At 51.8% G+C, this 13525-nt stretch carries 10 protein-coding genes and 1 pseudogene; 10 read left to right on the plus strand and 1 reads right to left on the minus strand.

Annotated elements, in window-relative coordinates; genetic code table 11:
- Positions 1 to 240: 240 nt before the first annotated feature.
- The 9 genes from AC3Y7R_RS16780 (at position 241) to rfbA (ending at position 10600) form a co-directional block, all read left to right on the plus strand.
- Positions 241 to 1143: an outer membrane lipoprotein-sorting protein gene (locus tag AC3Y7R_RS16780; RefSeq protein ID WP_490043222.1), complete on the plus strand. Its 903-nt coding sequence runs from the start codon at positions 241 to 243 to the stop codon at positions 1141 to 1143.
- An 82-nt stretch (positions 1144 to 1225) separates the two neighbouring features.
- Positions 1226 to 3667 carry an efflux RND transporter permease subunit gene (locus AC3Y7R_RS16785; RefSeq protein ID WP_490043223.1) on the plus strand — a complete coding sequence of 814 codons (2442 nt, stop codon included), beginning with the start codon at positions 1226 to 1228 and terminating at the stop codon, positions 3665 to 3667.
- The gene (locus tag AC3Y7R_RS16790; protein ID WP_490043224.1) at positions 3651 to 5054 is read left to right on the plus strand and encodes a UbiD family decarboxylase; all 1404 of its coding nucleotides are present in this window, start codon (positions 3651 to 3653) and stop codon (positions 5052 to 5054) included. Before AC3Y7R_RS16785 ends, AC3Y7R_RS16790 begins: the two co-directional genes overlap by 17 nt.
- 271 nt (positions 5055 to 5325) lie before the next feature.
- The gene (locus AC3Y7R_RS16795; protein ID WP_490043225.1) at positions 5326 to 5622 is read left to right on the plus strand and encodes a hypothetical protein; all 297 of its coding nucleotides are present in this window, start codon (positions 5326 to 5328) and stop codon (positions 5620 to 5622) included.
- Between the two features lie 366 nt (positions 5623 to 5988).
- Positions 5989 to 7098 carry a polysaccharide biosynthesis/export family protein gene (locus AC3Y7R_RS16800; protein ID WP_490043226.1) on the plus strand — a complete coding sequence of 370 codons (1110 nt, stop codon included), beginning with the start codon at positions 5989 to 5991 and terminating at the stop codon, positions 7096 to 7098.
- 146 nt (positions 7099 to 7244) lie between these two features.
- Positions 7245 to 7799, plus strand: a complete 555-nt coding sequence (rfbC, locus tag AC3Y7R_RS16805) for a dTDP-4-dehydrorhamnose 3,5-epimerase (protein ID WP_490043227.1) — start codon at positions 7245 to 7247, stop codon at positions 7797 to 7799.
- A 12-nt stretch (positions 7800 to 7811) separates the two neighbouring features.
- Positions 7812 to 8849: a dTDP-glucose 4,6-dehydratase gene (gene rfbB, locus AC3Y7R_RS16810; RefSeq protein WP_490043228.1), complete on the plus strand. Its 1038-nt coding sequence runs from the start codon at positions 7812 to 7814 to the stop codon at positions 8847 to 8849.
- Positions 8849 to 9703, plus strand: coding sequence for a dTDP-4-dehydrorhamnose reductase (gene rfbD / locus AC3Y7R_RS16815; RefSeq protein ID WP_490043229.1), 855 nt, complete (start codon positions 8849 to 8851; stop codon positions 9701 to 9703). Before rfbB ends, rfbD begins: the two co-directional genes overlap by 1 nt.
- 24 nt (positions 9704 to 9727) lie before the next feature.
- Positions 9728 to 10600, plus strand: a complete 873-nt coding sequence (rfbA, locus tag AC3Y7R_RS16820) for a glucose-1-phosphate thymidylyltransferase RfbA (RefSeq protein WP_490043230.1) — start codon at positions 9728 to 9730, stop codon at positions 10598 to 10600.
- Here rfbA and AC3Y7R_RS16825 read toward each other — a convergent pair.
- The gene (locus AC3Y7R_RS16825) at positions 10597 to 11529 is read right to left on the minus strand and encodes a glycosyltransferase (RefSeq protein ID WP_490043231.1); all 933 of its coding nucleotides are present in this window, start codon (positions 11527 to 11529) and stop codon (positions 10597 to 10599) included. The two genes, rfbA and AC3Y7R_RS16825, sit on opposite strands and share 4 nt — an antisense overlap.
- A 240-nt stretch (positions 11530 to 11769) precedes the next feature.
- On the opposite strand from AC3Y7R_RS16825, the pseudogene AC3Y7R_RS16830 reads away from it, so the two are divergent.
- A pseudogene (locus AC3Y7R_RS16830) lies at positions 11770 to 13525 on the plus strand (hypothetical protein); the annotation flags it as partial.

Here is a 13525-nt window from a genome sequence, read left to right on the forward strand (position 1 = left end):
TACCCTTAACAGCCAAGTCACAGATTTCAGGACAAAATCACCCCCTTTCATGTGGTTTAAAATAAAATTCTTGGTAATCGTTCGTCATAAACTGTCAAAAATGACTTCTATAAAATTATTTTGTGTGAAATATTCAGGCAATCCCATCAAACGCTTTTTTGTTTTTTGCGGCGCGTCCTTCAAGTTAGTGGAGAGATAATAAACTCTATTTCATTGTTTTTGAACTAAAGGACACTACTAATGACATCTTTCTCCAAAACCTCCCTGTTTGCATTGGCGACTACTGCTTTAATCAATTTTGGCAGTATGGCTGTTGCCGATGCTGACAACGCTCCGATTCTTGAAAAGGCGACACCAACCTCACCTTTAATGACCGATTGTCGTGACGTGATGAAAGCCGTGCAGAACCGTTACAACGGTTATGATAGCTGGCGCATCGTGCACATGAAAATTACTGATGAAACTGGTGCGATCAAAACCCGCCGTATCGCCGCAGCCCACAAGAACTTCGGCATTAATCGCCGACTGCGTTCGTTGGTACTTGATCCTGCCGAATTGAAGGACGTCGAATCATATGTCCGCGATAGCTTTGAGCCTGCCGTGCCAGATAAAGTGTGGGTTTACTTGCCATCGGCTGAAAAAGTCATTGACGTTAAGTCGGAAGACCTCAGTCAGCGCCTGTATGGCTCTGATCTTGCGGTTGGCGAAATGTTGATCCGCCAAGCCGTTGATTATGATTGCAAACTCTTGGGCACTGGCGAATTTAACGGCTACCCAGTTTACAAAATGTATGTAAACCCAAACACGGAAGATGAAGTCATTCGTCTTGGTCTGCGTGATGGCGAATTGTGGGCTGACACCGAAACTTTCATGCCGATTTATTCCAGCTTCAACGCCGACGCGCCTAACGAGCAGCGCGTTCTGGAAACGCTGGACCTACGTTGGGTTGATGGTGTCTTTGCGCCAGGACGCTACCGGGTGTCGACAATCAAAGAAGGCCGTGTTGTGTCCTTTTCTGACTTTGAAACTGAAGCTGAGCACTTCAATATTGGCCTGCCAGATTCTTGGTTCGAGATTGAAGACCTTGGTTCCTCCTCCTCTGACTTCCGGAGCTTTCGTAGCGAACCCGGCGCCGGAAACTGATTCGAAAAGTCAAGGAGTGTAAGCGCGGGAATCCTCCCTTCCCGCGCTTCAAATATTCTCATTTTGTTCAGGAGCCTGAGCCATGCATGTTTTTTCATTCGTCGAAAGCATGATTTCCCGCTTTCTTCAGATCGTTTATTCGCACCGAATTAAAGCCTTTATCATCCTTTTACTTGTTTTTGTTGGCTACGTTGCTGCCAATATACCTAACCTTCAAAAAGACGGCCGCGTCGAAGCATTCATGCATGAATCTGACCCGGCTCTAAGTACATATTACGGGATGCGGCGCGAATTTGGCCAAGATAACCGGCTAATAGTTGCGGTCGCCGCGGACGACGTGTTTTCTACGAAATTTTTAACTAAGTTTTCGCAGATGCACCGCGAGTTAGCTGACGGCGTGCCTTACGTGTCGGAAATTTTCAGTCTGTATAACATTCCGTTCATCGAACATGAGGATGGCGGTGTTTATCTGGAAGAGCTGGTGCGCAATATGCTTGCGCGTGGGCGTAATCCAGAAGAGCTACGCGAACGGATCATGGCGACCCCGCTGTATAATAACTTCATCATCTCGGAGGATGGAAAAACTGCCGCTGTGGTGATTGAGCCTTACCGCTACGCGCTGTCCCCTACTGATTGTGTGCCGGATCCTGCTAACGGTGTAACTTGTAAAGTGGCATTCACACCGCTGGAAGACCGTGAATTTTTGGGCGGGCCGCATTACGCGGAAATGACCGCAGCCGCACACGAGATCGTCGCTAAGTATAAAGGCGAGGGTTTCGATGTCTATATTGCAGGCGCCCCTGTGCTTAGCACCGAGATTGTGAAGATGATGGAGCAAGACATGCCGCGCTTTACGCTGGCTTGTGTGATCCTGACGGTCTTGGCCATGCTGGCTTTGCATCGCAGCTTCCTGATCGCGGTTGGGGCATTCGTGTCCTTTGTGATGGCGATTTTGTCGACCTTAGCAACATTGTCTTTGAGCGGTGTCGCAATGACCCCTCCGACACAACTTTTGATCCCGATGACGTTGGTGGTCGGACTTTGTACCTACATCCACTTCATAGCCACCTTGTTAAAGGCGCGGGCAGCTGAGAAGGAGGGATTAGTCGCGCTGAAGGCAGCAGTCAAAAAGGCAAACACGCCGATCCTGTTTACTGCCCTGACGACGGCTGGCGGTCTTGTTGGCTTGGCGGTTGCTCCGTTGGCACCTATCACCGCTTTGGGCCTGTTCGGTACCGTTTCAGTTGGCCTGTCTTACCTTTTGGCCATGGTTTGGGCGACGCTTGTTTTCCGCACCTTACCTGAACGCTATCTTGATCGCCAAACCGAGAAGGCTGGCACCATTGCGAGCATTATGCGCAAAGGCGCTATGGTCAGCGCAAACTCCCCACGGGCAACGCTGGCAATATGTGGCGGCGTTATTTTAGCTGCGGCTCTGGGTATCTTCCAACTCAGCTACTCGCACAACTCTTTGTTGTGGCTGCCCGAAGACAATGGTGCGCGGCAATCGACCGAATATATCGATGCCAACTTCCAAGGCACGGTGAACTTGGAAATAGTTATCACGCCAACTGAAGGCACTGACTTCCGCAACGAGACATTGCTGAAAGCGGTCGAGAAGACTGCACGTGAATCCTACGCGGCCGTTGATATCCCGATTGGACGTCACACCAGCATCATCTCTTTCGTGGAAGAGACCAACCAAGCCATCAACGACGGCGACCTTGCTGCGCGGACCATTCCTGGTCAGGAAGAAATCTGGGATCAGATACTGCTGCTGGAAGGTCAGGGCATTGATGACATGAAGCGTTATGTTAGCATGGATTACAGTTCAGGCCGCGTATCGTTCCAGACGCCATGGTTGGAAGCCAAGCTGTACTCGGATGTGATCTCGACCATTGAGACCAACTTCGAAACGGCCCTTGGTGACATGGCGACCGTTGAAAGCACTGGCTTGATTGCCCTGCTTGCCAAGACCTCTAAAAAGGTTCTGGACAGCATGACCATCAGCTACAGTCTTGCCTTGGTACTCGTGACGCTGTTGATGGGAGTTGCCCTGCGGTCCGTTGGGTTAGGTCTGGTCAGCATGGTCCCCAACGTTGCTCCGTTTGTGATGCTGTTGGGCATGATGGGCTACCTGCACATCCCTCTCGACACATTTACGGTTCTGATTGGTGGTATCATTACTGGCCTGATCGTGGATGACACGTTGCATTTCTTCTACAATGTGCGGCAGCGCCTGAGTGATGGTGAAGCTATGGATGATGCAATCGGTAACGCCATGAGCGAAATCGGTCGGGCATTGTTTACCACTACGATCGTGGTCATGTTGGGCTTCACAGTGTTTACCATGTCGTCGATGTCGAACATCCAAAACTTCGGCTTGCTGATGGCGTCGGGCGCATTGCTTGCTCTGTTGTCCGAGGTGTTCATCGGCCCAGCTGTCCTGATGCTCTATGCTCAGTTCAAAGAGGTCAAGATGCAGCCTCGCATGTCGGAAGTGGCGAATGTCGCAGCTGAATAATTCAAAAATCAACGCCGCAACTGATATGGTTGCGGCGTTAAATACCTTAAGAAATTGTCCCGCTGATGCGGGGCATTTCTTTGTCAATCGGGGGCTGTCAGCAGACGCAGCGGCAGCCGATTTTGTGAAAAACTATGCTGGCGTGCCTGCGACTCCACGCGGCGGGCCGGAGCCAGCAGTTCTTTACCCCCAAGACGGCGCGCCGAATTTGCTGTTTGGGTTGTACGGGTGCGACGAGCGTATCCGATCTTGGCTTCCGGGCTTGGCCGGCTTGCGGATACCACAAGCGGCATCAAAGCTATCGCCGGTTCCGCCGATTCCAGCTACCAGTGAGCATCAACTGTGGGACAGGGTTGACTTAGGCAATCTGCCGCTCCCCAAAATCACTGTTCGTGATGCGGGGCCTTATGTCACCATGGGATTCGTCATGGCCGGTGCAGATGGTCAGGAGCTTGCCCTGTCGGCGCACCGCATGCTTGTGCTTGGCCCCGACTTGTTGGGTATTTCGATGCTGACAAGCAGGCACCTTAGACATATGGCACAAGAAGCTTGGGTGCAGGGTAAATCCTTGTCAGTCTCTATCAATATCGGGGTACCACCCGCCGTGGCAATTGCATCAGCGACAAGCACGGGTCAATTGCCTTCCCGGTTCGACAAATTGTCGTTGGCAGGGGCATTGGCACAAGAGCCAATTATGCTATCGGACGCGCCCAATGGTGGCGCTGCATACCTGACCCAAAGTGCCCTTGTGTTGCACGGCGAGTTGCAGGAAGATACGGTGCAAGAGGCTGTTGAACCCGCGCCACCAGGCGTGTCCATGCCCGAATTTCTCGGATATGACGGCCACGCCAATGCGCCGCTTCACTTGATCAAATTGAACGCTATCTCACAGCGACCGAATGCGATGCTACAGGCAGTGGTCGGCCCGGGGCGTGAACAATCCGCGATTCTTGGATTGGGGGGTGCGCTGTCTTTAGCGCTTGGCCTTGGTTCCTGTGGCGAAGGCGCGCATATTTTTGATCTGCGGTTCTCGTTTTCTGGTGGCGGAATGCTATTGCTTTTCGTTGCGCTGAGTGACGCGCATGAGGTCAAACTCGAACCGTTAACGCGCCAAATGATTGAGATTTTTCCGTTCCTTAAAACAGTGGTCTTCGTTGATCAGGATGTGGATCTGTCGTCTGAGGAAGACATGTTCTGGGCAATGACAACCCGTGCTAATTTGGCGCAAGACTGCCACCCCGTCGAAGGGTTTTCACCGATGCGGATGGACCCATCCCAAAGTGCGGCTTGGGCCGAGGCCAAGGGGTATTCTCAAACACGCTGTTATGTTGATGCGACGACGCCTGCGTCATGCATACCTGCGACAACCCGCAGTTTTGCGCCGTAATAACGAGGACTCATGCCTCCGTTTGGATGGTAGGCACAAAGATTTTAGTGCTGGTTTAGTTCGCAAAACAACACTGCGCGAGAGGTTCCTCACGCTGAGGTTACACATTCCGTCAGGCGGAAAACCTAAGAGTGAGAGTGTTTGCAAATCTCCACATAACGCAACAATCCATACATGGGATCGTGCCCGAGGGTGCCTCATATTGATCTCACCAAACGGCAAAACGCCACAACACACACCGGGCCACAGCCTGAAAAAGAGAGTTCGTAAAATGAAAACTATTATCGCAGCAACCATAGCCCTGACACTCGCAACTCCGGCACTAGCAGATGTTTCCGACGTGCAAACATACTTCGCTGTTGGTAACGACTCCGCCGCAGAGCGCGTCGTTCACGCGACCTCAACGGGCAACGTGTTCCAAACACAACTTGTTGGCGCACAAGCTAATGACTCGGCCACAGAGAACAGCGTTGAAGTGGCTGCTGGTCATGCAACCCGTGCAGAAAACGATTTGCTGGGCCTCTTTGCTTTGGGTAACGATTCAGCAGCAGAGCGCGTTAACTACTAAGTTCTTCCCTAATGGCCTTTTGCCCCTCGCGTTTAGCGGGGGGCTTTTGACGTGACAACACCGCTAGGGTTAATGGTTTTTTGTCCAGTCGCATTGAACCGGCTAAGAGCTAAGAGGTTCCGCTCTCTTAAGGCTGACTGTATTGGTGGATATGCTGAAATTCCTACATTGCGCCAGCTTTGAGCAAAAGGGGATTTGCAAGGAGTCACTGGTCTGATTTTATATGTGCCTTTTAGCACGCTAGCCTCGATATGTAGTGGAATAAGCGAAATCACGTATGGCATTTGGGAACTTGCGTGTTGAGGTTTTAGCTAACTCCGCTTATTCCATTTGCAAGGTGGCAGTTTCGACTATCTGGGGGAAAACATGGCGCTATGGCGAAAATCGGTTGGTGTGTTGATTGCGGCTACGATGTTGGTTGGCTGTGCCTTGCCACGCGGCGCCGCCTTGCAGACTGAAATCACCAAAAGTGCTAACGATGAAGACGCTCAAATTGCTGTCTATCCGGTTACTAAAGACTTGCTGCCTCGCTTTGTAAAATGGCCTTCCACAGGTGGTGTGAGTCGCTTCAACTGGGTTGGCAAGCAAGGTGGTCCAATTGGACGTGTTATCTTGGCTGGCGATAAGGTCAACATTGCGGTTTGGGACAGTGATGAAAACTCACTGTTAACCGCACGAGAGCAAAAGGTTGCCCAACTTCAGGCCATTAGTGTGTCGACGAACGGGACAGTGTTTGTACCTTACGTCGGTTCTGTCCGTATTGGCGGGATGACAGACAATGGGGCGCGTGAGGAAATTCAGGACGCACTTTTGTCTGTGTCGCCCTCGGCTCAGGTGCAATTAAGTTCAGTTGCGGGAGCGCGCCACTCGGTGAGCCTTGTGTCAGGCGTGAACAATCCTGGAACATTTCCTATTGAGCAGCGCGACATGACAGTCTTGACCGCCCTGTCTTTGGGCGGCGGCGCGAGGAATAGCTTTAGTAATCCACAAATTCGATTGCTCCGTGGCAACGCAACCTACGCGATGTCATTGGACAAGCTGCTGAAGTCGCCGTCTCTTGATACGACCTTGCGCAGCGGAGACAAGATTGTTGTGGCTGAGGATGAAAGCTACTTCTTGGCCCTTGGAGCCTCTGGTAAAGAAGAGCTGATCACCTTTCCGAAAGAATATGTCAGCGCCTTGGATGCAGTGTCATTGATGGGGGGGCTGTCTGATAGTCGGGCTAACCCTGAAGGTATCTTGATTCTACGTGAGTACACCGACAAAGCGGTCCGCGCAGATGGCATATCTGGTCCGGAGAATGCTCGTGTCGTGTTTACGATGGACCTGACCTCTGCAGACGGACTGTTTAGTGCAGGTAAGTTTCGCGTTAATCCCAAGGACGTTGTTTATGCAACTGAAAGTCCGATCAACAACGTGCGCACGGTTCTTAGCTTGATCGGTGCCGGCTTTGGGGTCACCAATCAAATTAACTAGACGTCAAGTGGAGAACGAGGACAGGACCTATACGGCTTACAGGCAGTATGTTCAGGGTTCGGATTAAGCAGTGTTCGTGAAGGGTGGGTGACACCTCGCCACGACATTGATATTTGTCCGACTGATTGAAGAGTAGGAATAATATTGTGCAGATTGAAAAAACTATCCTAGAAGGCGTTGTAATTATTACGCCTCAACGCTTTGGCGACGATCGTGGGTATTTTTCGGAAGTCTGGAGTGGGAAAACTTTAAGTGCAGCAGGAATCGACACCGACTTTGTGCAAGATAATCATTCCTTGTCAGCGGATGTTGGAACTGTCCGTGGGCTACATTATCAACGCCCACCTCATGCGCAAGACAAGCTTGTGCGCTGTGGGGCCGGAGCCGTTATCGACGTCGCTGTAGATATTCGTAAATCCTCTCCGACCTACGGCCGACATGTTGCCGTAGAGCTGAGCGCCGAAAACGGTGCGCAGCTTTTGGTGCCTAAAGGATTCCTTCACGGATTCTCTACTTTGAAGCCAAACTCCGAAGTTCTTTACAAATGTTCGGATGTTTATGCCCCCGAGTGTGATGGGGCAGTTTATTTTGCCAGCGCTGACCTAAAGATAGACTGGGGTATTGATGCGGCCAATGCTATTTTATCTGCAAAGGACACGGAAGCTCCGGTGTTTGCAGATTTTATTTCACCGTTTGAATAGGATTCTTTTCGTATGAAAATTCTTGTCACAGGTGGTGCAGGGTTTATTGGTTCGGCAGTCGTACGACAGGCCATTCGCGACGGGCATCAAGTGGTGAATGTCGATGCGCTGACCTATGCCGCATGCCTTGAAAACCTAAACACCGTAGAGGGCGAAACGGGCTACGCTTTTGAAAAGGCAGATATCTGCGATGCCGTCGAAATGCGACGGATATTCAAGCAGCACGCGCCTGACGCTGTGATGCATCTTGCTGCTGAAAGCCATGTCGACCGGTCTATTGATGGTCCACAGGCTTTTATGCAAACAAATATCATGGGAACCTTTACGTTGTTGCAGGCTGCATTGGAATATTGGGCTGCTGCTGGCCGTTCGGAAAGTTTTCGATTTCACCATGTCTCAACCGATGAAGTCTATGGGTCTTTAGGCGCAGAAGGGCAGTTTGTTGAGACGACGCCTTATGATCCAAACAGCCCTTACTCAGCGTCGAAAGCGGCGTCTGACCATCTGGTGCGCGCGTGGGGTGAAACCTATGGCTTGCCGTATGTGTTGACGAATTGCTCTAACAATTACGGGCCATATCATTTCCCTGAGAAGCTGATCCCTGTTGTGATTTTGAATGCACTGGCTGGGAAGACGATCCCAGTTTATGGTAAGGGTGATAACGTGCGTGATTGGCTGTACGTCGAAGATCATGCTGACGCGCTGCTGACGGTTCTTCACGAGGGGATTACCGCGCGTACCTACAACATTGGCGGCGAGAACGAAGCCCAAAATATCGAGATCGTTCAAATGATCTGCGGGCTGCTGGACGAGTTGCGGCCCAAGGACAACAGCTACGCCGAACAGATAACCTTTGTCGCTGACCGACCTGGCCATGATCTGCGTTATGCGATTGATCCAGAGCGCATTCGCACGGAGTTGGGTTGGAGGCCCTCGGTCACACTCGAGCAAGGTCTTCGTAAGACAGTTCAATGGTATCTAGACAACGAAGACTGGTGGCAGGCGCTTTTGAATCGAGACGGCGTTGGTGCGCGATTGGGCAAGAACTGATGCGGGTTCTTGTTTTTGGAAAAACAGGGCAGGTCGCTTGTGAATTGGCCCGCTTTGACGAAGTAACCAACCTAAGCAGAGCAGAAGCTGATTTGGCGGATCCATTGGCCTGTGCCGATGCTATCCGACAGGCTGCACCCGATGCTGTTATTAATGCTGCCGCCTATACCGCTGTTGATCGCTGCGAAGAAGAGGAGGCCGTGGCAACAGTGATCAATGGAGGGTCACCTACGGCAATGGCGCAGGCGTGTGCGGAGTTGGATATTCCATTTGTTCACATCTCTACTGACTATGTTTTTTCTGGGGAGGGAGAAATGGCCTTTAAGCCTTCTGACCCGGTTGCGCCTCTCAATGCGTATGGGAGGAGTAAACTTTCGGGTGAAGCGGGGGTCGCACGAGCTTGTGGCCGTTATTGTATTTTGCGCACGTCGTGGGTTATTTCGGCACATGGCAACAACTTCATCAAAACTATGCTTCGGTTGTCAGAAACGCGGGACGGATTGAGCGTTGTGGCCGATCAAAATGGTGGACCGACGCCGGCGGCCGAGATCGCCAAGGTCTGCATGAAAATTGCAACACAACTGCGCGTGAAAGATAATGAAAACTCAGGTGTATATCACTTCAGTGGAGCCCCCGACGTGAGTTGGGCTGAGTTGGCACGTAATATTTTCACCCTAGCCAATCGCGCTGTAGACGTTACGGATATTGAGACCGCGGAGTATCCGACACCGGCGGAGCGCCCTTTGAACTCACGTTTGGATTGCACAAAGCTGACGCAGACCTTTGGGGTTGAACGGCCTGAGTGGCGTCAGAACTTGGCGGAAATTCTGATGGAGCTGGATGCGTCCGCGTAGGATCAAAATTGAAAGAAGATAATCATGATGCACCGTAAAGGCATTATTTTGGCAGGCGGTTCTGGTACGCGTCTGTACCCGATCACCCAAGGTATTTCTAAGCAGTTAATGCCGATATATGACAAGCCTATGGTTTATTATCCGCTTAGCATTCTTATGCTGTCAGGTATCCGTGAAATTGCCATCATCACCACTGTTGAAGACCAAGAGCAGTTCAAGCGCCTTTTGGGTGATGGCAGCCAATGGGGTATTTCCCTAACCTTTATTGAGCAACCCAGCCCCGATGGGCTGGCACAAGCATATTTACTGGCGAAAGACTTCTTGAATGGGGCGCCGAGCGCCATGGTTTTGGGGGACAACATCTTCTTTGGTCACGGGTTGCCTGACATGCTGAAGTCGGCAGATGCTTCATCTGCCGGTGGCACTGTATTTGGCTACCGCGTGACCGATCCTGAGCGCTACGGTGTGGTAAAAATGGACGCGGATGGAAAAGTTGTCGACTTGATTGAGAAGCCAAAAGTTCCACCAAGCAATTTTGCCGTTACGGGCCTGTATTTTCTTGATGGCAGCGCGCCGGAACGCGCGGCGCAGATCGAACCTTCTGAACGGGGAGAACTGGAAATTACGACTTTGCTGCAAGCCTATCTCGCGGATGGCTCATTGGACGTGCAAACGATGGGTCGTGGGTTTGCTTGGCTGGATACGGGCACGCATGGCAGCCTGCTAGACGCGGGTAACTTTGTGCGCACACTGCAATCGCGCCAAGGGATGCAAACAGGTTGCCCTGAAGAAATAGCCTTCGAGATGAACTGGATTGATGCTGACATGCTACGCAAACATAGTAAGACGTATAAAAAATCCAGCTATGGTCAATATTTACTGTCCTTACTCGACTAGAAGCGGTTTAGCGCAAGGGCCGCGGCAAGACCCAACTGGCCAAGGGCGCCTTGTCGGTACAATCCAGGGGTTCGCAACAGTGATACTCTTCGCACGAAGCCGCGGCTTCGACGGTCTAAGATTTCATTCAAAGCCTGTTTGTTGTGGTCGCTTAATAGCGGTCGACAATTGTCCAAAGCCATCAAGTTTGCGGAGTTCCATGTTTTGTAGTCGCCATGCACCATTCGGCGAAACCTTTTGACGACAGGCCCTACCCCCGAAGCGTTCCCAATTTCATTGTGGAGGTGTTGTCGGTAGTGAAGGCAAGGGCGGCTGTCATACATAATATGGCCACCTGCCCCTGAAATGAGTTGGTAAATCCACCAATCATGCACTGGAACGGGACCTGAAATTTGCGACGCGGTTTGAACCAAATTCAGAGCCGCGTTGTTGAGAACCATCGTATTGCCACCTGCGAAATTTTGGCTGATAGCATGTCGGAAGCCCAACGGCACCTTGAGGGCACGGGAAATTCCAGTGACGTTGAGGTTCTCGTCGCAGATTGATGTGGCGGCGCCGTAAAGGGCAGGAGTATCTTCGAAAGGTTTCAACATATCGAATGCACGGGCCAACTTGTCCTCGAGCCAGACGTCATCTTGATCAGATAATGCGGTCACCTGCGTGTCTGGATCAACTTGCGCAAGGGTTGATAGGAAGTTGGCAGCATAGCCGGAATTTGGTCCTAAAAGGCAGTAGGTTTTTCCACCCTTCCAGCTCGTCATGAAGTCCCGAGTGATCTGCACGCTGTCGTCGTTAGAGCCGTCATCTGAAACGAATATTTTTGTTGGGCATACTGATTGTCGGGCGATGCTTTCAAGCTGCTCGCGCAGATACGATGCACCGTTAAAGGTGCATATTACCACTGCGCAGCTTGGAGAAGACGGGCTCATATATGGGAAGCCTCTGCTTAAGTTCCGTTCATCCAGAGTGGCCCCCTAGATCAGTGCTTTGTAGCTTCGTCTGGTGCATGTTGATGGTCCTGTCAATCTCCCTTGCGGCGGTCGCCATTGAGGTGATGCCCGAACAAACCTCGTAAAAACCTCTCTAAGCGGCCATGTATTGCCATAGTTTGAACCCGCTGTCTGCCCTCGGCTTAGAGCAATCTACACGTCGGAATTTAGGGGACCGCTGTGGATATTGTTACGAGAACAACTGTCGAACTACTCGGGGTGGACGCGCAATCGCGCATATCCGAATTGGTTGCTTGGACGGATGGGGAGCGCCAGTTCCTTGTATCTGCATATGGTGGAAGTGGTAGCTTCGTTAGTTTTGAACTAGTAGCTGGTGGCGAATTAGTACAACGCGATGTTTTCCAGATGGATGGCTTGTCAGTCAGCAGCGATGCGGGGGTTGAGGTCGTGGCGCCCGGGGAGGTTTGGATAACAGGGTTTGCAAGCGCATCGTCCCAGATTCTTCGACTGGATGACGGGGGGAATTTTGTGCCCACTGCTGTCAGGAGTTTTGACAGCCAGATGGACGGCCCAATTTTCGCGTGTGTAACTGCGGAAACGGGGCAAGGACGTTACTCCTATACACTGAGCGGAAATGATAGCTCGATCACGATAGATCGGCTTGTCGGTGAAGGCGCGAGCGTCGCGCAGTCGGCACATGAGATAGTGTTTGCAACACCAACTGACGAGCCGGTGTTGCTGCGCGATGTAGCGGTGGTCGAGGCTGGTGGGCAGCAATGGTTGATTGTAAGCGCTTCGGGGATCGACGCAGTGATGAGCCATCGGATCGAGGAAAACGGAGCTTTGCTTGAGGTTGATCGTGTGGGCGTTGAAACTGGGCTTGGTTTGAATCAGCCAGAAATCGTGATCGGTGCACAAGTGGGGGGTGCGGCAATGGTCCTTGTTGGGAGCAGCGACAGTTCCTCAATATCGGTGCTGTCGGTTTCTGATAATGGGCTGTTAGTGCCATTGGATCATGTGGCGGACAACCTGTCGTCAAGGTTTGCAGGTGTTACCGCAATGGCAACACTTGAAGTAGATGGAACTGTGCTGGTCTTTGCCGCAGGGACAGACGGCGGTGTTAGCATATTGCAGCTGCTGCCGACAGGGCGCTTGGTGCATCTCGACACGATTATAGACACGGTTGCGACATCGCTTTCGGGGGTAAGCTCAATTGTGGCTACATTAGACGGCGATATGGTTCGCCTATTTGTGGCAAGTGAGCATGAAGCAGGGGTTTCAAACTTTGAGTTTCATTACTCAGAGCTTGGCCGGACCTATGTTGCCAGCGACGTGGGGGGCGCTGTTTCGGGTGGCGAGGGGGGTGACCGATTAGTTGCTAATGCCATGGATGTGGAGCTGACGGGCGGAGCGGGGGCAGATCAGTTTATATTTGAGGCGAGCTATGGCAGCTCGGGGTCACTCGGAACGATTACTGACTTTGAAGCCGGAGTGGACGAGATGTCATTTGCCGGATTTGTGCTGCTCAGAAATTTATCGCAGTTGGATATCTCGTCGACGGCATCGGGGGCTATGATTTCTTATGGCGACATAACTCTGAATGTTCTTAGTGCGGATGGCTCTAGCCTTGGTGCTGAAGATTTTGTGTCCGCAACCTTCAATGATGTGGAGCATTATTATGTGGGCAATGCGCCGAGCGTACCCGAAGTCAACCCAGAGCCGCCAGTTGATCCTGATCCGCCAGTTGATCCTGATCCGCCAGTTGATCCTGATCCGCCAGTTGATCCTGATCCGCCAGAGGAGCCGGAGCCACCAGTTGATCCTGATCCGCCAGAGGAGCCGGAGCCAACTCTTGGTGTTACGGTCCAAGGTACCGAAAACAACGATGTATTGTTCGGTACCGGAGGGAACGACACCGTCTATGCGGGCGCTGGCAACGATGAGGTCTCGGCCGGCAATGGTGATGACATCATTT

Source organism: Litoreibacter sp. (genome assembly GCF_058136045.1).

What these genes read in the sequence shown, in the direction of transcription:
- AC3Y7R_RS16780 (WP_490043222.1), top strand. Translation starts at nt 241, where the DNA reads ATGACATCTTTCTCCAAAACCTCCCTGTTTGCATTGGCGACTACTGCT.
- rfbA (WP_490043230.1), top strand. Translation starts at nt 9,728, where the DNA reads ATGATGCACCGTAAAGGCATTATTTTGGCAGGCGGTTCTGGTACGCGT.
- AC3Y7R_RS16795 (WP_490043225.1), top strand. Translation starts at nt 5,326, where the DNA reads ATGAAAACTATTATCGCAGCAACCATAGCCCTGACACTCGCAACTCCG.
- AC3Y7R_RS16825 (WP_490043231.1), bottom strand. Translation starts at nt 11,529, where the DNA reads ATGAGCCCGTCTTCTCCAAGCTGCGCAGTGGTAATATGCACCTTTAAC.
- rfbD (WP_490043229.1), top strand. Translation starts at nt 8,849, where the DNA reads ATGCGGGTTCTTGTTTTTGGAAAAACAGGGCAGGTCGCTTGTGAATTG.
- AC3Y7R_RS16800 (WP_490043226.1), top strand. Translation starts at nt 5,989, where the DNA reads ATGGCGCTATGGCGAAAATCGGTTGGTGTGTTGATTGCGGCTACGATG.
- rfbB (WP_490043228.1), top strand. Translation starts at nt 7,812, where the DNA reads ATGAAAATTCTTGTCACAGGTGGTGCAGGGTTTATTGGTTCGGCAGTC.
- AC3Y7R_RS16790 (WP_490043224.1), top strand. Translation starts at nt 3,651, where the DNA reads ATGTCGCAGCTGAATAATTCAAAAATCAACGCCGCAACTGATATGGTT.
- AC3Y7R_RS16785 (WP_490043223.1), top strand. Translation starts at nt 1,226, where the DNA reads ATGCATGTTTTTTCATTCGTCGAAAGCATGATTTCCCGCTTTCTTCAG.